Origin of the sequence: Methylobacterium oryzisoli (assembly GCF_046557895.1) — a bacterium.
Classification (GTDB): Bacteria; Pseudomonadota; Alphaproteobacteria; order Rhizobiales; family Beijerinckiaceae; genus Methylobacterium; species Methylobacterium oryzisoli.
Genome location: NZ_JBKIBX010000028.1, coordinates 24654 through 45849, shown reverse-complemented (window position 1 = coordinate 45849; position 21196 = coordinate 24654). Strand labels below are relative to the sequence as shown.

The following is a 21196-nucleotide window of genomic DNA, read 5'->3' as shown; positions in this document are numbered from 1 at the left end:
CGGCCGTGCGGTCGGGCGTGATGCGCCGGCGCACCGGTGCGGCGGAGCAGACGACCGGCGCCTCGTCGCGCAAGCGCCCGCCCGGCGCCGTCACGGCGCGAGCGAGCGGCCGAGCCGGCCCCCCTCGATCTCAAGGGCGGCGGCGAGCGCCGCCCGGGCGCGGTTGACGCGGCTCTTCACCGTGCCGACCTGACAGCCCATCAGGCGCGCCGCCGCCTCGTAGGTCAGGCCCTGGGTGGCGATCAGCAGCAGCGCCTCGCGCTGCAGCGGCGGCAGGCGGCCGAGCCGGTCCCACACGTCCCGCAGCTCGATGCCGTCCTCCTGGTCCGGCAGGGCCACCAGCCGCTGCGCGGCGGCTCCGTCGACATCCTCGACCTCGCGCTTGCGCTTGCGCATGGTCGTGTAGAACTGGTTGCGCAGGATCGTGAACAGCCACGCGTTCAGGTTCGTGCCCGGCTCGAAGCGGTCCTGTTTCTGCCACGCGCGCAGCAGCGTCTCCTGCACGAGGTCGTCCGCCTGGGCGACGTTGCCGGTGAGCGACACCGCGAAGGCGCGCAGCGCGGGCAGGGCGGCCAGGAGGTCGTTCCGGAAGCGCGGATCGCTGACGGGCCGCTCGGCCAGCACGCCCTCCAGCTTGGCGATCAAGTCGAGATGCGTGCCGGGCTGCGGCTCGGCCACGAGGGCGGCGTAGAAGGCGCGCAGCTGCTTGCCGAGGTGTTCGCGCAGGTAGCCGGGCAGCGGCGGATGGAGATCGGCGGGCGACATCGGCACCGGCCCGACGCTCGAGTCCGGAGCGGACGCAAGCCGTTGGCTGGATGTCATGGCACCTTTTGCGGGCGAGTTCATGCGAGCTCAGCAAGATGTGATGGGTGTTGTTGACCCGCGATGTGGCAGAACAAGTCTGAACGCCGCCTAAACACCGACAGGCGGCACACGCGATCATTTATGCTCAAGTTGATATGACGGCGATCGTGCCGCTGAAAGAGGGCTCGGCGGAGCGCTTATCATTCAATAACGAGAACGTTTATTTGCGCGAGATCAGCAGACGACCAAGTAGATGGAGAGTTTCGACGACGCTGGGCGCGTCTCGATGCGAAGTCTGATCGTACCCGCGATCGACGTCGGCGAACGGGATGCGCGACCGGCCGGACCACAGCGTCCATCCTGCGCAGACACGGCGCCTCGCGACGATGGTGTGCTGTATACCGGGTCGGGAGAGACGGTCCGCGCCTCACACCAAGCCGGTAGGCGCCGGCCTCAGCTTGCGGCATCCTCTACCCCGTAGTCGCTACGGGACGAGTGGGAGCGTGCACGTGACGATGACGGATGACCTGACGATTGGCGCGCTGGCGGCCTCCACCGGCGTGCATCTGGAGACCGTGCGGTACTACGAGCGGATCGGTCTGTTGCCGCCGCCCTCCCGCTCGCCGTCCGGACATCGGCGCTACGACGCCCAGGCCGTGCGCCGCCTGACCTTCGTGCGCCGCTGCCGCGACCTCGGCTTCCCGATCGAGAGCATCCGCACGATGCTGACCCTGGTCGACCGGCGGCAGGTGACCTGCCGCGAGATGCAGGGCATCGCCACCCGGCACCTCGCCGAAGTGCGCGAAAAGCTGGCCGACCTGCGCCGGCTCGAACGGGCCCTCGACCACCTGATCGGCGACTGCCCGGGCACCGATACGCCCGATTGCCCGATCCTCGACGCGCTGATGGCCGAGCCCTGACGAGCGGGCCTGGCCCGGGCCGGCCCCGCTCGGATCACTCCGCCGCGGCGAGGTGGCGCGCCGGGTCGTAGTTGAGGATCGGGCCGAGCCAGCGCTCGACCTCGGCCACGTCCATGCCCTTGCGGGCGGCGTAATCCTCCACTTGGTCGCGCTCGACCTTGGCGACGCCGAAATAGTGCGCCTCCGGATGGGCGATGTAGATCCCCGAGACGGAGGAGCCCGGCCACATCGCGTAGGATTCGGTCAGCTTCACGCCGATGCGCCGCTCCGCCTGGAGCAGATCGAACAGCGTGACCTTTTCGGTGTGGTCGGGCTGGGCCGGGTAGCCGGGAGCCGGGCGGATGCCGTCGTACTCCTCCTTCATCAGGTCCTCGGTCGCGATGGTCTCGTTCGCGGCGTAGCCCCAGAACTCCCTGCGGACGCGCTCGTGCATGCGCTCGGCGAAGGCTTCGGCGATGCGGTCGGCGAGCGCCTTGACGAGGATCGAGCGGTAATCGTCGTTCTGGCGCTCGAAGCGCTCGGCGATGCGCACCTCCTCCAGCCCCGCCGTGACCACGAAGCCACCGACGTAATCGGCGAGGCCGCTGCTCGCGGGTGCCACGAAGTCGGACAGGCAGGTGTTCGAGCGTCCGTCGCGCTTCGACAATTGCTGGCGCAGGCCGTGGAAGGTCGCGAGCGTCTCCTGCCGGCTCTCGCCGGTGTAGAGCCGGATGTCGTCGCCGACGCTGTTGGCCGGCCAGAAGCCGATCACCGCCTTCGGGTTGAACCAGCGCTCCTCGACGATCTGCCTGAGCATCGTCTGCGCATCGTCGAACAGGGCTCTCGCCGCCGGACCCTGGACCGGATCCTCAAGGATGGCGGGGAAGCGGCCCTTGAACTCGTAGGTCTGCAGGAACGGCGTCCAGTCGATGTAGGGGACGAGGTCGGCGACCTCGTAGGAGCCGTACACGCGGGTGCCGGTGAAGCTCGGCTTCGTCGGCCTGTAGGCCGGCCAGTCGATCCTGAAGGGATTGGCCCGGGCCTTCACGAGCGGCAGGCGCTGCTTGTCCGCCTCCGAGCGGGCGTGCGCGTCGGCGACCTTGGCGTACTCGGCGCGGACGGTGTCGATGACCCCGGTGCGGGTCTCCTTCGAGAGCAGGCTCGACACCACGCCCACCGCGCGGCTCGCATCGGTGACGTAGACCGCCTGCCCCTTGGCGTAGGCCGGATGGATCTTCACGGCGGTATGGACGCGGCTCGTGGTGGCGCCGCCGATCAGCAGCGGCATGTCCATGCCCTCGCGTTCCATCTCGGCCGCGACGTGGACCATCTCGTCGAGAGAGGGGGTGATCAGGCCGGACAGGCCGACGATGTCGACCTGCTCCTTCTTGGCGGTCTCGAGGATCTTGGTGGCCGGCACCATCACGCCGAGATCGATGATCTCGTAGTTGTTGCAGGCGAGCACGACGCCGACGATGTTCTTGCCGATATCGTGGACGTCGCCCTTCACGGTGGCCATCAGCACCTTGCCGGCGGCCTGGCGCTTGCCTCCGCCGTTCGCCGCCTTCTCGGCCTCCATGAAGGGCTCGAGATAGGCGACCGCCTGCTTCATCACGCGGGCCGATTTCACGACCTGCGGCAGGAACATCTTGCCCGACCCGAACAGGTCGCCGACCACGTTCATGCCGGCCATCAGCGGGCCCTCGATGACGTGGAGCGGACGCTCGACGTTCTGCCTCGCCTCCTCGGTGTCGGCGATGATGTACTCGGTGATGCCGTTGACCAGCGCGTGCTCGATGCGCTTCTCGACCGAACCCTCGCGCCAGGACAGGTCGGCGGTCTTGGCCTTGGCCTCGCCGCCGCTCTTGAAGCGCTCGGCGGCCTCCAGCAGCCGCTCGGTCGCGTCGGCGCGGCGATTGAGCACGACGTCCTCGCAGAGGTCGCGCAGCTCCGGCGGCAGCTCGTCGTAGACCGCGAGCTGGGCCGCGTTGACGATGCCCATGTCCATGCCCGCCTTGATGCAGTGGAACAGGAACACCGCGTGCATCGCCTCGCGCACCGGCTCGTTGCCGCGGAACGAGAACGACAGATTCGAGACGCCCCCGGAGATGTGGGCGTGGGGCAGCGTGTCGCGGATCGTGCGCGTCGCCTCGATGAAGGCGACGCCGTAGTCATTGTGCTCCTCGATGCCGGTGGCGACCGCGAAGATGTTGGGATCGAAGATGATGTCCTCGGGCGGGAAGCCGACCTCCTCGGTGAGGATCTTGTAGGCCCGCGTGCAGATCTCGACCTTCCGCTCGTAGGAATCGGCCTGGCCCACCTCGTCGAAGGCCATGACGACGACCGCCGCGCCGTAGGAGCGGCAGATCCTGGCTTCCTTGACGAATTTGTCGACCCCCTCCTTCATGGAGATCGAGTTCACGATCGGCTTGCCCTGTACGCATTTGAGGCCAGCCTCGATCACCTCGAACTTCGAGGAGTCGACCATCACCGGCACCCGGGCGATGTCGGGTTCGGCGGCCACGAGGTTGAGGAACTCGACCATTGCCTTCTCGGAATCGAGCAGGCCCTCGTCCATGTTGATGTCGATGATCTGGGCGCCGGCGGCGACCTGATCGCGCGCCACGTCGAGGGCCGCGGCGTAGTCGCCGTTCTTGATGAGCTTGCGGAATTTGGCCGAACCGGTGACGTTGGTGCGCTCGCCGATGTTCACGAAGGGGATGTCCTTCGTCAGCACGAACGGCTCCAGGCCGGAGAGACGCATCAGGCGCGGGATCTCCGGGATCGCGCGCGGGGTCTTGTCGGCCACCGCCTGCGCGATGGCGCGGATGTGGTCCGGCGTGGTGCCGCAGCAGCCGCCGACCATGTTGACGAGGCCCGATGCGGCGAACTCCCCGACGAGCTTGGCCATGGCCTCCGGACTCTCGTCGTAGAGGCCGAACTCGTTGGGCAGGCCGGCATTCGGATAGGCGCAGACCAGCGTGTCGCTGATCCGGGCGAGGTCGGCGATGTGCTCGCGCATCTCGCGCGCGCCGAGCGCGCAGTTGAGGCCGATGGTGAGCGGGTCGGCGTGGCGCAGGGAGTTCCAGAAGGCACCGGTCGTCTGGCCCGAGAGCGTGCGCCCGGACAGGTCGGTGATGGTGCCCGAGATCATGATGGGCAGCTTGACGCCGGTCTCCTCGAAGACCTGCCACGCGGCGGCGACTGCCGCCTTGGCGTTCAGCGTGTCGAAGATCGTCTCGATCAGGATGAGTTCGGCGCCGCCGTCGATGAGGCCGCGCACCTGCTCGACGTAGGCCTGCTTCACTTGGTCGAAGGAGACGGCGCGGTAACCGGGATTGTTCACGTCCGGCGAGATCGACAGCGTGCGGTTGGTCGGGCCGATGGCGCCGGCCACGAAGCGGCGGCGCCCGTCCCGCTGCTCCGCGAGCTTGGCCGCCTCCCGGGCGAGCCGGGCGCCTTGGGCGTTCAACTCGTGGATGATCGATTCCATGCCGTAATCGGCCTGGGCGATCGTGGTGCCGGAGAACGTGTTCGTCTCGCAGACGTCGGCGCCGGCAAGGAAGTAGTCGAGGTGGATCTGCCGGATCGCGTCGGGCTGGGTCAGGATCAGCAGGTCGTTGTTGCCCTTCTGGTCGTGGGCGTGGTCCATGAAGCGGGTGCCGCGGAAATCCGCCTCTCCGAATCCGAGCCGCTGAATCACCGTGCCCATCGCCCCATCAAGGACGAGAATTTTTTCGGACGCGCGCTGGCGCAGCGCGCGCTCGATCTCGGTGCCGTCGACGGGGCGGATGTCGGTCATCGGGGAATCGTCCGGGTTTCGGGCCGGGCTGGGCCGGGCTCCTCAGGAAGGATGGATGTTTCGCGGGGGCGCGGCGTGCGTCAGGACTGCTTCTCGAGCGCCGCGAGGCGTCTCTCGATGGCCTCCAGCCGCTCCTCGACTTCGGCGGCCGCCTAGCGGCCGAGCACCGATTCGCCGTTCACCGCCTCGCGCAGGTTGTTGAAGCGCTTTTCGAGGCGATCCATCCGGGCTTCGATGCGGTCGAAGCCGCGCGTCAGATCCTCGCGCATCGCCTGGAGATCCGCGCGGCTCTCCGCGCGCATCCCGCTCAGCAAGGGAAGGATCATGTCCTGCGGTTCGGCCACGACGGGGCTCCCGATTCGGCCGGCGGTTACGCCGCCGCCTTCTCCGTCAGCGGCGCGGCCGGGACCGCGCGCAGGCCGAGCAGGTGGCAGATCGCGTAGACGAGGTCGGCGCGGTTCATGGTGTAGAAGTGGAAATCGGTCACGCCGCGGTCGAGGAGGTCGAGCACCTGCTCGGCCGCCACCGCCGCCGCGACCAGCTTGCGGGTGGCGACGTCGTCCTCCAGGCCCTCGAAGCGGGCGGCCAGCCAGTCCGGCACCGAGGCGCCGGTGCGGCGCGCGAAGTTCGCGGCCTGCTTGAAATTCTGCACCGGCAGGATGCCCGGGATGATCGGGATGTTGATGCCGCGCGACTGCACCCGGTCGAGGTAGCGGAAGAACAGGTCGTTGTCGAAGAAGAACTGGGTGATGGCGCGGTCGGCGCCGCAATCGACCTTGGCCTTGAGCGCGTCGAGATCCTGGTCGAGGGAGGGCGCCTCCGGGTGGCGCTCCGGATAGGCCGAGACCGAGACCTGAAAGTCGCCGATGCGCTTGATGCCGGCCACGAGGTCGCAGGAGCGGGCATACCCGCCCGGATGCGCCTGATAGGCGGTGCCGACGCCCTCGGCCGGGTCGCCCCGCAGGGCCACGATGTGGCGCACGCCCGCATCCCAGTAGGAGCGCACCACCTCGTCCACCTCGCCCTGCGTGGCGGCCACGCAGGTCAGGTGCGCGGCGGGCTTCAGGCTCGTCTCGCGCACGAGGCGGGCCACAGTGTTGTGGGTGCGCTCGCGGGTCGAGCCGCCCGCCCCGTAGGTGACCGAGACGAAGCTCGGCTGCAACGGCGCCAGCCGCTCGATCGACGCCCAGAGCGTCTCCTCCATCTCCGCGGTCTTGGGCGGGAAGAACTCGAAGGACACCCGGATCGGGCGGCGGCTCTCGCGGCTCGGGCGGAAGGCGGTGGAGACCATCGTGGACCTCGGTTCTCTCGTCAGACGCGCGGGGGGACGCACACCGTGTCACGCACGGGCAGCGTATCGGCGGAATTTGCGGCAGCCATCAGGCCACCTCGCGGGCAAGTGTGGCGGCGCTGCGCTCGTGGGCGAGCCAGAGCGTGACCGTCAGGCGGTGCTCGGCATCGCCGCTGGGCGCCAGTTCACGCACCTGCACGTCGCTGAGCGCGGCGTCGCCGAGCCAAGCCGAGACCTGCTCGGGAGCGAAGCCGAGCCGGCGATGGGCCTGCGCCTCGCGCAGGAATTCAAGGTCGTGGGGCGCGAAATCGACCACCAGCAGGCGCCCTCCCGGCGCCACCAGACGGGCCGCCTCGCGCAGCGCCCGGGCCGGATCGTCGAGGTAGTGCAGCACTTGGTGCACCAGCACGAGATCGAAGCTGCCGCGGCCGAAGGGCGGGGCGTGGATGTCGCCCTGCCGCAGGTCGACCCGCGACAGGCCGAGGCGTTCGAGGTTCGCGCGCGCCACCGACAGCATGGCGTGGCTGGCATCGAGCCCCGTCGCGCGGGTGGCCCGCGGGGCGAGCAGGCCGAGGATCCGCCCGGTGCCGGTGCCGAGGTCGATCAGGCTGCCGATCGGGCCGGGGCCGAGCACGTCGAGGATCGCCGCCTCGACGGTGGCCTCCGGCACGTGCAGCGAGCGCACCCGGTCCCATTGCGGGGCGATGCGGGCGAAGAAGGACTGCGCGGCCTCGGCCCGCTGCGCCCGCACCGCCTGGAGCCGGGCGCGGTCCTCGGACAGGGGCGGCGCATTGCGGTCCATCGCGGCGATCAGCGGCTCGACAAGCCCGGACACGCCCTCGACCAAGCGGAAGAACGCCCAGGCGCCCTCCCGGTGGCGCTCCACGAGGCCCGCCTCGACCATCAGCTTGAGGTGGCGCGAGATGCGCGGCTGCGACTGGCCGAGAATGTCGGTGAGGTCGGAGACCGAGAGCTCGCCCTCGCCGAGCAGGGCGAGGATGCGCAGGCGCGTCTCCTCCGCGGCCGCGCGCAGCACGCTCAGGGCATCCGCGAAGGGAAGCGAACGGATCATCGACGTCGGCTCGGGGCCCATGCGAAACATAAAGATATCTTTATGTGCGTTTCGGACCCGGCGCAAGCGGAAATCTCGCCGGTTTCCGGTGGCGCGGCCGGCGCCCCGTCAGCTTCCTACGGACGAGCAGGTCTGCCTCCGCCGGACCGGTGCGACCGGCCGGCTTCCGCTCCCCCTATCGGCGCGGCAAGCAGGCGCCTCACGGCAGGTTGCGGAAGAAGGTGGAGGGTCCGCCGGGACTCACGATGGTGAGGCCGGGCGAGCGCGCCCGCCGCGCCGCGAGGGCGGGAGCCGCGGAGGCCCGGGCCGCCGCCTCGGCGCTCTCCACCCCCACCACGGGTCCCACCCTGTTGAGCACCTCCGTCGCCTTCATGTCCGTCCGCGCGGCCGTGGCATTCGCCGTGAGGAGGTCGATGGCCACCGGCAGGCTGCCGGCCTCGCGATAGGCGTTGGCGTCGACGAGGGCTGCGGGCAGAGGGTAGAGGTCGTCCGACAGCTGCAGCCCCTTCTGGATGAGGGTGAACCGCCCTGCCCGCGCTGCCGACATCTGCGCCAGGAGCGCCGGCACCGCCCGATCGAAGAACAACTGCTTGTCGATGCTGGCCTTCGCGCCCACGACGCCCGCCGATGCCGCCGCGAGCGCCGCCTTCAGACCCACCCCTCCGGCCGTCGCCCCGGCCCCGTTCAGGCCCAGCACGATCAGGTCCGCCGAGATGTTTTCGATGTTCGCTTCCTTGATCAGATCGGCCTGGAACGCCTGGTACTCGATGTCGTAGGCGGCGATTCGCGAGTAGATGATCCGATTCCGCAGCGCCTCGCGCTCGATCGTCGGAGCGGCATAGTACGCCTGGATGGCAGCAGGCCCTGAATTGGCGACGAACGCGGCCAAGTCCGAGTCGGAGCTATAGGGATTGGCAGGATACCCGCCAATCGAGGCGCAGCCGGCAAGCCACGCGGATACACCGATGCTGACAATTCGCAAATAGATGGATCGTCCGGTCGTCATCGCACGCCCCCGTGTGACGACCGAACTTCCGCCATGCTACATTCTGCAAGCAAGTTTTAATGGAGTTTTAAACAATTGTGTGCCAACCCCAGTGGCAGTGGCGCAACAACGGTGGCGACCTGCACCGTCACCTGAGGCCGGCATCGGGCGGCGCGCGCGCGTCGAGGAGCGCGACGCTCTTCACGGCGGCGAAGACCGCAAGCCCCGGCGCCAAGCCCATCTCGGCGAGCGATCGGCGCGTCAGCCGCACGATCAGGGACGCCCCGCCGCAGGCGAGCCGCACCTCGGCCGTCGGATCGGCGCGATCCAACGCGCCGATCTCCGCGATGCGGCCTTCCAGCACGTTGAGCGCGCTCGTCCCCTCGGGCCGGCGCAGGCTCAAGGTCACGTCGCGCGCCGCCACTTGGATCCGCACGCCGGCGCCCACCGGCCGGGGCAGAAGCGGGACGAAGAGAGGCCCCGCCTCCGTGGCCAGCCGCGTCAGCGCGAAGACCGGGTCGTGCGCCTCCACGCGCGCCGCCAGCACCGCGCCGGCCTCGCGCTCGTGGCGCAGCGGCAGCACGTCCAGGCGCGCCGTCACCTCGGCGACCGGGCCAGCGGCCACGATCTCCCCGGCCTCCAGCACGACGATTCGGTCGGCCAGCCGGCTCACCTCGGAGAGCGCGTGCGACACGTAGATGATCGGCACCTGCGCCGCGTCGCGCAGGTGCTCGAGGAAGGGCAGGATCTCGGCCTTCCGCGCCTCGTCGAGGGCGGCCAGCGGCTCGTCCATCAGCAGGAGCCGCGGGCGGGCGAGCAGCGCCCGGCCGATCGCCACCCGCTGGCGCTCGCCGCCCGACAGCCCGTTCGGGCGCCGGCCGAGCAGAGACCCGATCCCCAGGAGACCGACCACGTCGTCGAAGCCGATCCCGTCCGTGCCCCGCACCAGACGGCGGCCAAAAAGCAGGTTGCTGCGCACGCTGAGATGCGGAAACAGCCGGCTCTCCTGGAAGACGTAGCCGACGCGGCGGCGGTGCGGGGGCACGAATCGGCCGGTCTGCGTATCCACCAGCACCTCGCCCGCGAGTTCGACGCGGCCGGCTTGCGGCCGCACGAGGCCGCCGATGATGTCGACGAGCGTGGTCTTGCCCGAGCCCGAATGCCCGAACAGGGCGGTCACGCCGCCCGGCGCCTCGAAGGCGGCCTGGAGCCGGAAGGTCCCCTGCCGGTGCGCGACCGCGACGGACAGGCCGGCGCTCATGCGGCGAGCCGGCGGGCGACGCGCCGGGCCGCGACCTCGGAGAGGACGAGGGCCACCATCGAGACCGCGATCGAGATCAGCGTCAGCCGCAGCGCTCCGGCCTCACCGCCCGGGACCTGCGTCAGGGTGTAGATGGCCGAGGGCAGGGTCTGGGTCTCGCCGGGAATGTTCGACACGAAGGTGATGGTCGCCCCGAACTCCCCCATCGCCTTGGCGAAGCACAGCACGGTGCCGGCGAGGATGCCCGGCAGGATCAGCGGCAGCGTCACGAGGCCGAACACCTGCAGCCGGTTGGCCCCGAGCGTCGCCGCCGCCTGTTCGAGCTTGCCGTCCACGGCCTCGATCGACAGCCGCATCGCCCGCACCAGCAGGGGGAACCCCATCACCGCGCAGGCGAGCGCCGCGCCGGTCCAGCGGAAGGCGAAGACGATGCCGAACTCGGCGAGCACGGCGCCCACGGGCCCCCGCCGGCCGAAGGCGAGGAGCAGCAGGTAGCCGGTGACCACCGGCGGGAGCACCAGCGGCAGGTGGACCAGCATGTCGAGCACGGTCTTGCCCCAGAACCGGCCCCGCGCCAGCAGGTAGGCGACCCCGAGGCCCGGCAGCAGGCTCGCCAGCGTGCCGGTGGTGGCGACCAGCAGGCTGAGGCGCAACGCCGTCCACTCCTCGGGGGTCAGCCAGTCACTCACGGCCCGCGGTGGTCGCGCGGTTGAGCACGGTGAAGCCCTGTCGCTCGAAGGCGGCCTTCGCGGCGGGGCCGCGGAGATAGGCCAGGAACGCCGCCGCGTCGGAGTTGCGCGACTCCCGGGTGATCGCGACGGGGTAGATGATCGGCGGGTGGCTGTCGGGCGGGAAGGCCGCCAGGATGGTCACGTTCGGGTCGGCGGCCGCGTCGGTGGCGTAGACGATGCCGAGCGGGGCCTCGCCGCGCGAGACCAGCAGCAGGGCCGCCCGCACGCTCTCGGCCTGAGCCACCTTGTCCTTCACGCCGGCCCAGGCCCCGAGTTTCTCCAGCGCGGCCTTGCCGTACTTGCCGGCCGGCACCGCCTCGACGTTGCCCATCGCGAGGCGGCCCGACCCGAGCGCGGTGCCGAGGTCGGGTCCCAGGGTGACGCTGGGCGCCGATCCCTTGGGGGCGATCAGCACGATGCTGTTGGCGAGCAGGCTGACCCGGGTGTCGGGACGGATGAGGTCCTTCCGGGCGAGGTAGTCCATCCAGTCGAGATCGGCCGAGAAGAAGAGATCGGCGGGCGCGCCCTGCTCGATCTGCTTGGCGAGCGCGTTCGAGGCCGCGTAGGAGATCCGGGGCGCGGCCTTGCCCGCGTCCTTGCCGTCCTGAGCGTAGCGGCCGGCGATGTCGTCGAGCGCGTTCTTCAGGCTGGCGGCGGCGAACACGGTCGGCGGTTCGGCCGCCCTGACGGGGAGCGCCCCCAGGACGACACCGGCGACGAGGCCGGCCAGGAAGCCGGTGCGCGTGAGCGTGGTCATGTCACCTCGATCCTCAGCGGTCCGGGACGGGGCGGGGAGGAGCGGCCGCGCGGCGGCGCGACGGCTGCTCCAGCAGGCCGGGACCCGTCTACGGGTTTGGCAGCGGCGCGCCCCACGGACAAGCCCGGGACCGGGCGTGAGCAGGGGGCCAAGCCCGCACCCCGGCGCGATCGCGCCGGACGCGCAGGCTTGGCCGGCGGTGATGTATGGCGGATCGCCCTGCCGGCGAGGGCCGGCCGCCTGCGAACGGGATGACGCCGGATCGGCGGCGGCGATGCGGGTGGCCCGGGCCCGGCCGTCGTGTAACCTGCCGGGCCTTCGGCGCCCCGGACGAACAGGAGGATGAGGACGTGATCGACCCGACCGCAGGCCGCGATGTCCACGACCCCGCCCGGACCGCTCCCCGGCGCCTGCAGGACAAGGTCGCCCTCGTGTTCGGGGCCGGCTCGGTCGGCCCCGGCTGGGGCAACGGCAAGGCCACCGCCGTCACCTTCGCGCGCCACGGCGCCCACGTTGTCTGCATCGACATCAACCGGGAGGCCGCCGCGGAGACGGCGGCGATCATCGCCGGCGAGGGCGGGCGCGCCGAGGCCGCGTCCTGCGACGTGACGGATTCGTCCGCGGTCAAGGCGGTGGTGGACGAGGCGGCAGGCCGGCACGGCCGCATCGACGTGCTGCACAACAACGTCGGCTACGCCCAGATGGGCGGACCGGTCGACCTCGACGAGGCGGCGTGGCACCGCGCGCTCGACCTCAACGTCACGGGCTGCTTCCTCACCTGCAAGCACGTGCTGCCGCACATGCTGGCGCGGCGGGCCGGTGCGATCGTGAACGTCTCGTCGATCGCCGCGGTGCGCTACACCGGCTACCCGTACGCGGCCTACTACGCCGCCAAGGCGGCCGTGAACAACTTCACCATGGGACTCGCCCTGCAGCACGCGCGCGACGGCATCCGGGCGAACGCCCTTATGCCCGGGATGATGAACACGCCGCTGATCTTCCAGCAGATCTCCGGCCAGTACGCGGATGCCGAGGCGATGGTGAAGGCCCGCGACGAAGCCTGCCCGATGGGCCGGATGGGCACGGCCTGGGACGTGGCGAACGCCGCCCTGTTCCTCGCCTCCGACGAGGCCGCCTACATCACGGGCGTGAGCCTGCCCGTGGACGGCGGACTCTCGTGCCGGGCGGGCTGAGCGCCCGGCACTTTGTCGTCGGTCCGGTTACCGCGTGATCTGGTGCGGGGAGATCGGGTCGCTGCTCGGGAAGGTTTCCTCCAGCGCCTCGTCCAGGAGCCGATCCTGGCGGTGCCGGAGGTCTTCCCCCGGCACGCGCTTGCCCGGCGCCGCAGCCGCCGCCATGTCGGCCCGCGGCTTGCCCCGGCCGATGCCCTCGGGTCGATCGGGGCGCCCGCGCGCGGGGCGACTGGCCGCGCTGCTCCGCAGCAGCCCGGAGCGCCAGACGATCGCCCCCACGGCCGCGGCCGCGAGTCCCACCGCGATGGCGCCGAACACGCCGCCCGCCGCGACCTGCCGCAACGGCCCGCCCGTGCCTGCCCGCAGGACCTGCATCTTCGCCCTCACGAACGTCCGGGTGGCCGCCTGCACCTCGTCCGGGGACAGGACCCGGCGCGCCAGGGGAAACAGCTCGTTGCCGTGCCGGTGGAGGTGCTGGTCGAGGAGGTAGGTCACGTCCTCGAAGGTGCTGAGCCAGCCCTCGGTGTTTCGGCCGCGCCGCGCCGCGAGGTCGTCGAGCTGCTGCGCGATCTGCCGGTGCTCGCGGTGCAGCGTGTCCAGCAGGGCGCCCGCCTCCCCGTGTGCGCTCAGCGGCCCCGACAGGCTGGCCTCGACGGCCTCCGCGTGCGCGTTCACCTCATCGATGAGATCCGCCAGCAGGCGCTCCCGGCTTCGGACCACGCCGGGCCCGTTCAGCGCGTAGGGAATCTCGCGAAGGAGGGCGGTGATGTTGGTGTGGTCGCGCGTCGTGAGCTGCCAGATATCCATACTTAAATCCCTCGATGGCGCCTTCCAAACTCACGCGGAATTGAAGGTGTTCCGCGCCCGAGCGTCCGAAGGCATCGATCGCGGCGTGGCGCGCGGCCAATCCCGCGGGCTGGATTGGTCGATCGGGGAACCCGCGGGCGGCAAACCGTCCGCGCCATTCTGTTCCTGTTGTGTTCTCATCCGGAACGCGCCATCGTGGGGGCTCCGGAGAGTGAGATGCCAGGAGCCCACGATGCAGGAACCGGACGAGCAACATTGCCGAGAGGAGGATCCCGGCGAGACCGACCGGATCGAGCAGGCCGCCCGGAACGCGGCGCTCGCCGAAGCGGAACAGGAACGGATGACGAGCCTCCTGCTGTCCCGCGAGTACGGTCTGTGAGCCCTCTCGCCGCCACGGCCGCCCTTCACGCCTGAAGGATTGCACGCGGGCGACCCCGTCGCCCGCACCCGCTTGACGGTTTAAATTAGGAGTCCTAATTATGCGGCATGGACCACGCCGACACGCCTGACCCCGTCCTCTTCCGCCTGCGCGAGGGTTTCGAGCGCGTCGCCCTCGTGCTGCGCGCCGACCTCTGGGCCGCCGCCGGACAGGCCCGCCTCAACCCGACACAGGTGCAGGTGCTGGCCCTCCTCGCCGCCCGCCCCGCCGGCCTGCGCGCCAAGGACATCGCCGCCGAGCTGGCCGTCTCCGCCCCCAGCATGGCCGACACCCTCGCCGCCCTCGAACGCAAGCGCCTCCTGCAGCGAACCCCCGATCCGGCCGACGGGCGCGCCGTGATCGCCCGCCTGACGGAGGATGGGCGGACCCTCGGCCATGCCGTCGCCTCGGCCGCCTCGCAGGTGATGGCCGCCCTGGCGCGGCTCTCGCCGGACGAGCAGGCCGACCTCCTGCTCACGCAGATCAAGCTGATCCGCACCCTGCAGCAGGCCGGCGCGATCCCGCTGCAGCGGATGTGCGTCAGCTGCCGCCACTTCCGGCCGAACGCCCATCCGACCGGCCCCCAGCCCCATCATTGCGCCTTCGTGAACGCCCCGATCGGGACCCGGGATCTCCGGCTCGATTGCGGCGAGCATGAAGCGGCCGATCCCGACGTCCAGGCTGCCACCTGGACGTCCTTCGCTGACGGATCGCCGCCCCTCCGAGCACAGCCCGGGAACTGAGAAGGACACGGTGTCATGAGACGAATGAAGGCATGGGGCTTCGGCCTCGTGGCTGCCGCCCTGTGCGCGCTCGCCACCAGCACGTCGGCCATACCCATCCAGGCGCAGCCCGACGAGGCGGTCCTGGCGTCGTTCGACATCGTCGAGACGACGATCGTGACCAGGGGCGATACGGCCGTGTTCACGACCCGCGTCCGCGGCGAGGCCGGCAAGGACAAGCCCGACGCCACCGGCCGGTTCGAGGGCTCCAGCGTCTACGCCTACGTCTGGCCGACGACGCTCGACAGCGGCGCGATCGGCTTCGACAAGGCGCAGGGCATCGTCGCCCTCGCCGTCACCTTCCACCCCGACTTCGACGATGCGGCCCACGGCGGCGTGAACCGGCACGTCTGGCACCCGCACTGGGTCGTGCTCGCCAAGGATGCCGCCTGCGGCGGTGGTCTGAAGGTGGTGGACATCCCGAAGGGCGCGAAGCCGAAGGTTCCGCCGACCTGGCCGAACGTGCCGCTTCTGATCGACAGCCCGGACTACCCGACGGCCTTCCGGGGTGACGCCGTCCAGGTCGAGATCCCGGTCTCGCTGATCACCGGCATCAAGGGCGCGTCCTTCGATGGGGTGACCTCCGGCCTCAAGGTCAACGGCAACCTGCATGCGCCGCTGCTCTGCGTCAGCGACGTCTTCAAGGTCGCCTCCGGCAACCTGTCGCTGCCCGGCCAAGTGAGCACTCAGAACAAGTGAGCACTCAGAAAGAGAGCTGAGACCAAGAGGCGGTTCGGCGACTGCCATCGCCGAACCGCCGGAAGATCCCCCTCCGAGCATCAGAGAAGGATGAACGACCATGGCACATGTCGGCCACGTCGATCCACCCCGGTCCGCCGCAGCGATCGAGCGGCGATCGGACACGACCGGACGCACCCCTGGCGCGGTGCCGACCCTGCGCAAGGCGGTCGCGATCCCGCTCCTCGGCGCGGCCCTTCTCTCGGCGCCCGGTCTCTCGCCCACGGCGGTCGCAGCGGATGCTCAGAGTTTGGTGGAGGCGCTGAAGGCGGTCGCCGGGAAGCCGCCGGGCGTGCGCGCGACCTTCGCCAAGGGGCAGTGCGTGCGCGGCACCTACACGCCCACGGGAGATGCCGAACAGGTGACGCGCTCGATCAGCTTCACGCGACCCTGGCCCCTGATCGGCCGCTTCTCGGTCGGCGGCGGCAACCCGTCCGCTCCGGACACGGCCAGGACCGTCCTGCGCGGCTTCTCGATCAAGATCCTGTCCGACGGAGGGGAGACGCATCTGCTGTTCGAGAACGCGCCGGTGCACTTCGCCCGGACGCTCGATCAGATGCTCGCCTTCCTGCAGGTCCGCGCCCCGGGACCCGACGGCAAGCCCAACCCGGAGGCGGTCACGGCCTTCGCGAAGGCCAATCCCGAGACGACGCGCCAGGCGGCTTTCGTGGCAGGCAAGCCCTTGCCCGCAAGCTATGCGGGCATCGTCTACTGGGGCGTGCACGCGTTCACCGGGGTGAATTCCGCCGGAAGAGCCGCTCCCTTCAAGTTCAAGGTGGTTCCCGCGGCGGGCGAGATCGCGCTGAGCGACGAAGAGGCGAAGGGCAAGCCGCCGCAGTTTCTGGTCGCCGAGCTGACCGAGCGGCTGTCGAAGGGCCCGGCACGGTTCGACGTCGTGGCCATGCTTGCCGAGCCTGGCGACGATCTGACGAACGACATCACGCTTCGGTGGAAGAACGAGGACGATCGGAGGGCGGTCAAGCTCGGCACCATCGCCGTCACGGCCATCGAGCCGAACGAGACCTGCGACGAAGGAATCTTCGATCCGGGTCAGCTGGCCGACGGCATCGAAGCACCGCAGGACGAGATCTTCGAGGCCCGCCGCACGGCCTACGGCATCTCCTTCGGCCTGCGCGCGAAGTAGTCACCCGTGGCTCGGCGGCCGCCATCGCCGGACCACTGGCGCAACGCCCCTCCGAGCCAGGGCAGCCTGAAACCGAGAGCGGCCGGGTCGTGCCGGCCGCTCTCGTCGTCCCCACGCAAGCGAGACGCGCCATGCAGCCGACCGCCATCGCCATCCGCCACGTCGCCTTCGAGGGTCTCGGACTCATCGAGCCGGTTCTGCGCAGCGCCGGATACACGTCCCGGGTCTATGACGCCGGTGTCGACGACCTCCGGGCGATCGCGCCGGCGGGCGCCGACCTCCTGATCGTTCTCGGCGGTCCGATCAACGCCTGCGAGGACGACCGCTACCCTTTTCTCGCGGACGAACTGCACCTCATCGCACGGCGCCTCCAGGCCGGCCGGCCGACGCTCGGGATCTGCCTCGGGGCGCAGCTGATGGCGCGCGCCCTCGGCGCCCGCGTCCACCCGGGTCCCGCCAAGGAGATCGGCTGGGCGCCGCTCACGCTCACGGAGGCCGGGCGCGCCTCCCCGCTCGCCCATCTCGACGGGACGGCGGTGCTGCACTGGCACGGCGATACCTTCGACCTGCCGGCCGGTGCGGCACTTCTCGCCTCCACGAACCTCTGCCCGCACCAGGCCTTCGCCCTGGGGCGCCACGCGCTCGGCCTGCAATTCCACGGTGAGGCCGATGCCGCCGAGATCGAGCGGTGGCTGATCGGGCACGCCTGCGAGATCGCCGCGGCCGGGCTCGATCCCCGCACGCTCCGGGCCGACAGCCTGCGTCATGGACCCGGCTTGCGCGAGGCGGGCGCGCGCGTCTTCGCCGACTGGCTCGCCGGTCTCGAACGGCCCTGATCCCCGGGAGGTCTTCATGAATCCCCTCGCACCCGAACTCGACGTCGTCCGCTGGTTCAACACGTCCACGCCCCTCACGCTCGCGGCCTTGCGCGGCAAGGTGGTGGTGCTGCACGCCTTTCAGATGCTCTGCCCCGGCTGCGTCGCCCATGGCACGCCGCAGGCCGAGAAGTTGCATCGGCTGTTCGCACAGAGCGGCGAGGTCGTGGTGATCGGCCTGCACACGGTGTTCGAGCATCATGCGGCGATGTCGGAGGTGGCGCTCGCCGCCTTCATCCACGAGTACCGCCTCACCCTGCCCATCGGCGTCGACCGGCCCGGCGCGGACGGCCCGGTGCCCCGGACGATGCGGCGCTACGGCCTGCGCGGGACGCCGACCACGATCGTCATCGATCGCGACGGCGTGGTGCGCGAGCACGCCTTCGGGCAGGTCGACGACCTCGCCCTCGGTGTCTTGGTGGGGTCGCTGGTGGCGGCGCCGCGCGCGCTGCCGGTGGCGGACGGGGAATCGGCCGGCTGCGACGAGGGCGGCTGCCGTCTGCCCGCGGCGGCGCGGCCATGATCGCGCCGGTCCTCCCCGTCGTCCTCGCCGGACCGGTCGCGCCGCTCGGGCCCGGCGGCCCGCCGAGCGGCATCGCCAAGCATCCGGTTCCGGGACCGTGGCAGATCACGGCGCACGGGATCGTCGGCGATGCGCAGGCCGACCTGCGGTATCACGGCGGCCCCGAGAAGGCCCTGCACCAGTATCCGCGGGACCATTACGCGGTCTGGGCCGCGGAGATCGGCGAGCATCCGCTGCTCGCGGCCCCGGGCGCCTTCGGCGAAAATCTGTCCACGCTGGGCTGGACGGAGCACGACGTCTGCATCGGGGACATCGCCCGCGTCGGGTCGGCGCTGCTGCAGGTCAGCCAGGGGCGCCAGCCCTGCTACAAGCTCGACCGCCGCTTCGGGCGGCCCGGCATGGCGCTCGCCATGCAGAGGACGGGGCGCACGGGATGGTACTGGCGGGTGCTGGAGGCCGGCGTGGCCGAACCGGGCGACGCGCTCGCCCTCCGCGAGCGCCCGAGACCCGACTGGCCGCTCGCGCGCCTGATCCGCCTCCTCTACGTCGACACGCGCAACCGGTCCGACCTCGACGCCGTGGCCGCCCTGCCGGAGCTGGCGGAGACGTGGCGGGCGCTGGCCCGCCGCCGGCTCGCCACCGGCACGGTCGAGGACTGGTCGCGGCGGATCAGCGGACCGGACGATCCGCCGGGCCGGTGATCCCGGCGTCGGGCGGTGCCGGCCAGTCGCCGGCCGTGCTGCCCCGGGCGGGGTCGGCGGCGCGGACCTCCGCACGAAGCCAGTCGGCGGCGGCGCTCACGCCGGGGTGCGCCGCGCGGTCGGGGTCGATCGCGAGGTGGTAGGTGTGGCCGTCGATGACCGGGCCGAACGGCTGCACGAGGTAGCCCGCCGCGAGGTCGTCCGCGACGAGGGCGAGGCTCGCCAGGGCCACGCCCTGCCCGGCGATCGCCGCCTGGATCGCGTGGCCCTCGTCGGAGAAGCCGATCTGGCCGGGCGGCGCGTTCCAGGGGAGCCCGGCGCGCGCGAACCACGTCTCCCAGGTCGGGTTCAGCGGGTGCTTGCGCGTCCAGCGGAAGTGGAGGAGCGGAACCCGGCCGAGGTCGTCGCGCGAGACCATGCCGAGCTTGGGATTGCAGACCGGGGCGAAGCGGTCGGCGAACAGGCTCTCGGCCAGGAGGCCCGGATACGGACCGCGCCCGTACCGGATGGCGAGGTCGACGCCCTCCGCCGACAGGTCGACCGCCTCGTCGGTCGCCGAGAGGTGCAGGTCGATGTCCGGGTGACGCGCCCGGAAGCCCGACACCCGCGGGACCAGCCATCGGGCCGTGAAGGCGCTCGTCGCCGAGATCGTCACGCGCACCCGGGTCCTCACCCGCGTCAGGCGCTGGATCGCGGCCTCGAACGCGTCGAAGCCCTCGCGCAGCACCGGATAGAGCTGCGCCCCGGCCTCGGTCAGCACCACCTTGCGGACGCGGCGCTCGAACAGGGCGAGGCCGATCTGCTCCTCCAGGCCGCGGATTTGATGGCTGACCGCCGTCGGCGTCACGGCCAGTTCGCCCGCCGCGTGCTTGAAGCTGCCGTGGCGCGCGGCGGCCTCGAAGGCGCGCAACGCGCCGAGCGGAGGAAGACGGCGGCCGCCCAGATGAGCTCTGCTCATCCATCACCTGAGGATTCGGAGTTTGTCGGAACGGTGTCAGCGAGCCAAGTCTCGGACAGACGGGTGGCGAGGGCAAGATGAAGCCGGCTCTCCCGTCCGCACCGATCGAGGGAGATGAGTGATGCTGAACCAAGTCGTGACCGAGCCGGACCCCTACGCGCCGTTCCTGCTGTCGCAGGGGATCCGGTTCGGCGATCTCCTGTTCATCTCCGGGCAGGCGGGCGCGGGCGACGACGGGCGGATCGTCGAGGGCGGATTCCTGGCCCAGGGCGAGCAGGCCTTCGCCAACCTGCGCCGGGCCCTGGAGGCCGGCGGGTCGAGCCTGCGGGACGTCATCAAGGTGACGATCTTCGTCACCGACATGCGCCACTTCCAGGATGTCGTCACGCTGCGCCGACGCTTCTTCACCGCCCCCTACCCCGCCGACACGATCGCGGAGATCAGGGCGCTCTACGATCCCGCGGCGATGATCGAGATCGAGGCCATCGCGGCCGTCGGCGCGCGTCGCACCGGAGAGGAGGTTGCCTGATCTGTTCCGGAATCAATGATGCGCGGTATCCCCTCTCCCGTGTGCGGCAGGCCCATCCGGGGAAACCTCCCCGACAAGGATGGCGCGGGAACCCCTCTCCCGTGCGGGAGAGGGGCAGGGGTGAGGGTCCCGGGAGGGGGCAGCAAGCAGACGGGACGCTGCCGCTACCAGCACCACATTTCGTGCTTGAACCTGAACCCTTCCGCTCCCCGCACGACGCTTTGCGCTTCACTGCGGCCCCACCTGGACCCTCACGCGGGATCTTCGATCCCCTGCCCCTCTCCCGCACGGGAGAGGGGTTCCCCGCGCCATCCTCGTCGGGGATTTTTCCCCAGACAGCCATGCCACACGCGGGGAGAGGAGAACGTGCCCGACCCGAAGTGTGAATCCGCAAGCCCACACGGGAGAGGGGAGAAGCGCGGTCTCTTTCCACGAACGGATCAAGCGTGGACCGCATGAAGAGCCCCGGCGGGCTGGCTCACGGACGGCCGCCTTCCAGCACGGATTGGAGCGAGCGCACCATGACGTCGCCGCCGAAGGGCTTTTCGAGGAACGCGCAGGCGCCGCCCGCGAGCGCCCGCTGCCGCAGGCCGTCGCTCGGAAAGGCCGTGACGACGATGACAGGCAGCGTCCTGCCCTCGGACCGCAGGCGCTCCTGCAGCTCCACCCCCGTCATGCCGGGCATCTGCACGTCGGTGATGAGGCAGTCGGGCGAGAGGCCCTGCCCGTCGCGCAGGAAATCCTGCGCGGAGGCGTAGGTGCGCGCCGCGTAGCCCAGCGAGCGCACGAGGCTCGCGGTGGCGGTTCGGACGGCTTCGTCGTCGTCCACGATAGCGATCGTCGGGGTGTCGGACATCGTGTGCCTTGCGCCGCTCGCGACGGGCTGACGGAGCGTGAGGGAGCCAGATCCCGATATGCACCCCATG

At 70.7% G+C, this 21196-nt stretch carries 22 protein-coding genes; 10 read left to right on the top strand and 12 right to left on the bottom strand.

Annotated features, from left to right (window positions below; all coding sequences use genetic code 11):
* Positions 1-90: 90 nt before the first annotated feature.
* Positions 91-765 carry a sigma-70 family RNA polymerase sigma factor gene (locus ACKUB9_RS22745; RefSeq protein WP_407527126.1) on the bottom strand — a complete coding sequence of 225 codons (675 nt, stop codon included), beginning with the start codon at positions 763-765 and terminating at the stop codon, positions 91-93.
* Positions 766-1319: 554 nt separating this feature from the next.
* Here ACKUB9_RS22745 and ACKUB9_RS22740 point away from each other — a divergent pair.
* Positions 1320-1724 (top strand): MerR family transcriptional regulator, encoded by a 405-nt coding sequence (locus tag ACKUB9_RS22740; protein WP_407527123.1) that lies wholly within the window; start codon positions 1320-1322, stop codon positions 1722-1724.
* 34 nt (positions 1725-1758) lie between these two features.
* Here the strand turns inward: ACKUB9_RS22740 and metH are convergent, their stop codons facing one another.
* From metH to modA, 8 genes are all read right to left on the bottom strand, one after another.
* Complete coding sequence (gene metH / locus ACKUB9_RS22735; protein WP_407527033.1) at positions 1759-5505, bottom strand: methionine synthase; 3747 nt, start codon at positions 5503-5505, stop codon at positions 1759-1761.
* A gap of 152 nt (positions 5506-5657) precedes the next feature.
* On the bottom strand, positions 5658-5849 hold the full coding sequence (locus ACKUB9_RS22730; RefSeq protein ID WP_407527030.1) for a hypothetical protein: 192 nt from the start codon (positions 5847-5849) through the stop codon (positions 5658-5660).
* A 26-nt stretch (positions 5850-5875) separates the two neighbouring features.
* A complete protein-coding gene (metF, locus tag ACKUB9_RS22725) occupies positions 5876-6796 on the bottom strand; it encodes a methylenetetrahydrofolate reductase [NAD(P)H] (protein ID WP_407527027.1) in 921 nt (306 codons plus the stop codon).
* Positions 6797-6884: 88 nt separating this feature from the next.
* Positions 6885-7868 carry an ArsR/SmtB family transcription factor gene (locus ACKUB9_RS22720; RefSeq protein WP_407527025.1) on the bottom strand — a complete coding sequence of 328 codons (984 nt, stop codon included), beginning with the start codon at positions 7866-7868 and terminating at the stop codon, positions 6885-6887.
* Positions 7869-8067: 199 nt separating this feature from the next.
* Positions 8068-8757, bottom strand: coding sequence for a hypothetical protein (locus tag ACKUB9_RS22715; RefSeq protein ID WP_407527022.1), 690 nt, complete (start codon positions 8755-8757; stop codon positions 8068-8070).
* Between the two features lie 244 nt (positions 8758-9001).
* On the bottom strand, positions 9002-10114 hold the full coding sequence (gene modC, locus ACKUB9_RS22710; protein ID WP_407527019.1) for a molybdenum ABC transporter ATP-binding protein: 1113 nt from the start codon (positions 10112-10114) through the stop codon (positions 9002-9004).
* Positions 10111-10803, bottom strand: coding sequence for a molybdate ABC transporter permease subunit (gene modB, locus ACKUB9_RS22705; RefSeq protein WP_407527017.1), 693 nt, complete (start codon positions 10801-10803; stop codon positions 10111-10113). Before modB ends, modC begins: the two co-directional genes overlap by 4 nt.
* Positions 10796-11602 (bottom strand): molybdate ABC transporter substrate-binding protein, encoded by an 807-nt coding sequence (modA, locus tag ACKUB9_RS22700; protein WP_407527014.1) that lies wholly within the window; start codon positions 11600-11602, stop codon positions 10796-10798. The genes modB and modA overlap by 8 nt, the downstream gene beginning before the upstream one ends.
* A gap of 350 nt (positions 11603-11952) precedes the next feature.
* Here modA and ACKUB9_RS22695 point away from each other — a divergent pair, with 350 nt between their 5' ends.
* Positions 11953-12795 (top strand): SDR family NAD(P)-dependent oxidoreductase, encoded by an 843-nt coding sequence (locus tag ACKUB9_RS22695; protein WP_407527011.1) that lies wholly within the window; start codon positions 11953-11955, stop codon positions 12793-12795.
* A gap of 27 nt (positions 12796-12822) precedes the next feature.
* Here the strand turns inward: ACKUB9_RS22695 and ACKUB9_RS22690 are convergent, their stop codons facing one another.
* Positions 12823-13602, bottom strand: a complete 780-nt coding sequence (locus ACKUB9_RS22690; RefSeq protein WP_407527008.1) for a hemerythrin domain-containing protein — start codon at positions 13600-13602, stop codon at positions 12823-12825.
* Positions 13603-13834: 232 nt separating this feature from the next.
* Here ACKUB9_RS22690 and ACKUB9_RS22685 point away from each other — a divergent pair, with 232 nt between their 5' ends.
* The 7 genes from ACKUB9_RS22685 (at position 13835) to ACKUB9_RS22655 (ending at position 18783) form a co-directional block, all read left to right on the top strand.
* On the top strand, positions 13835-13981 hold the full coding sequence (locus ACKUB9_RS22685) for a hypothetical protein (RefSeq protein WP_407527005.1): 147 nt from the start codon (positions 13835-13837) through the stop codon (positions 13979-13981).
* 107 nt (positions 13982-14088) lie between these two features.
* On the top strand, positions 14089-14763 hold the full coding sequence (locus ACKUB9_RS22680) for a MarR family winged helix-turn-helix transcriptional regulator (RefSeq protein ID WP_407527003.1): 675 nt from the start codon (positions 14089-14091) through the stop codon (positions 14761-14763).
* A gap of 15 nt (positions 14764-14778) precedes the next feature.
* Positions 14779-15501, top strand: a complete 723-nt coding sequence (locus ACKUB9_RS22675) for a hypothetical protein (RefSeq protein WP_407527000.1) — start codon at positions 14779-14781, stop codon at positions 15499-15501.
* A gap of 331 nt (positions 15502-15832) precedes the next feature.
* Positions 15833-16684: a catalase family peroxidase gene (locus ACKUB9_RS22670; protein ID WP_407526998.1), complete on the top strand. Its 852-nt coding sequence runs from the start codon at positions 15833-15835 to the stop codon at positions 16682-16684.
* A 131-nt stretch (positions 16685-16815) separates the two neighbouring features.
* Entirely contained in the window at positions 16816-17520 is a 705-nt protein-coding gene (locus ACKUB9_RS22665; protein ID WP_407526995.1) for a glutamine amidotransferase, read from the top strand.
* Positions 17521-17536: 16 nt separating this feature from the next.
* Complete coding sequence (locus ACKUB9_RS22660) at positions 17537-18082, top strand: peroxiredoxin family protein (protein ID WP_407526992.1); 546 nt, start codon at positions 17537-17539, stop codon at positions 18080-18082.
* Positions 18079-18783, top strand: coding sequence for an MOSC domain-containing protein (locus ACKUB9_RS22655; protein WP_407526989.1), 705 nt, complete (start codon positions 18079-18081; stop codon positions 18781-18783). Before ACKUB9_RS22660 ends, ACKUB9_RS22655 begins: the two co-directional genes overlap by 4 nt.
* On the opposite strand, the gene gcvA is transcribed toward ACKUB9_RS22655, so the two are convergent.
* Positions 18752-19741, bottom strand: a complete 990-nt coding sequence (gene gcvA / locus ACKUB9_RS22650) for a transcriptional regulator GcvA (protein WP_407526987.1) — start codon at positions 19739-19741, stop codon at positions 18752-18754. The two genes, ACKUB9_RS22655 and gcvA, sit on opposite strands and share 32 nt — an antisense overlap.
* A 121-nt stretch (positions 19742-19862) precedes the next feature.
* Between gcvA and ACKUB9_RS22645 the strand changes: the two genes are divergently transcribed.
* On the top strand, positions 19863-20270 hold the full coding sequence (locus tag ACKUB9_RS22645; RefSeq protein WP_407526985.1) for a RidA family protein: 408 nt from the start codon (positions 19863-19865) through the stop codon (positions 20268-20270).
* Between the two features lie 478 nt (positions 20271-20748).
* Here ACKUB9_RS22645 and ACKUB9_RS22640 read toward each other — a convergent pair whose 3' ends face one another.
* Positions 20749-21099, bottom strand: coding sequence for a response regulator transcription factor (locus tag ACKUB9_RS22640; protein WP_410823694.1), 351 nt, complete (start codon positions 21097-21099; stop codon positions 20749-20751).
* Positions 21100-21196 lie beyond the last annotated feature (97 nt).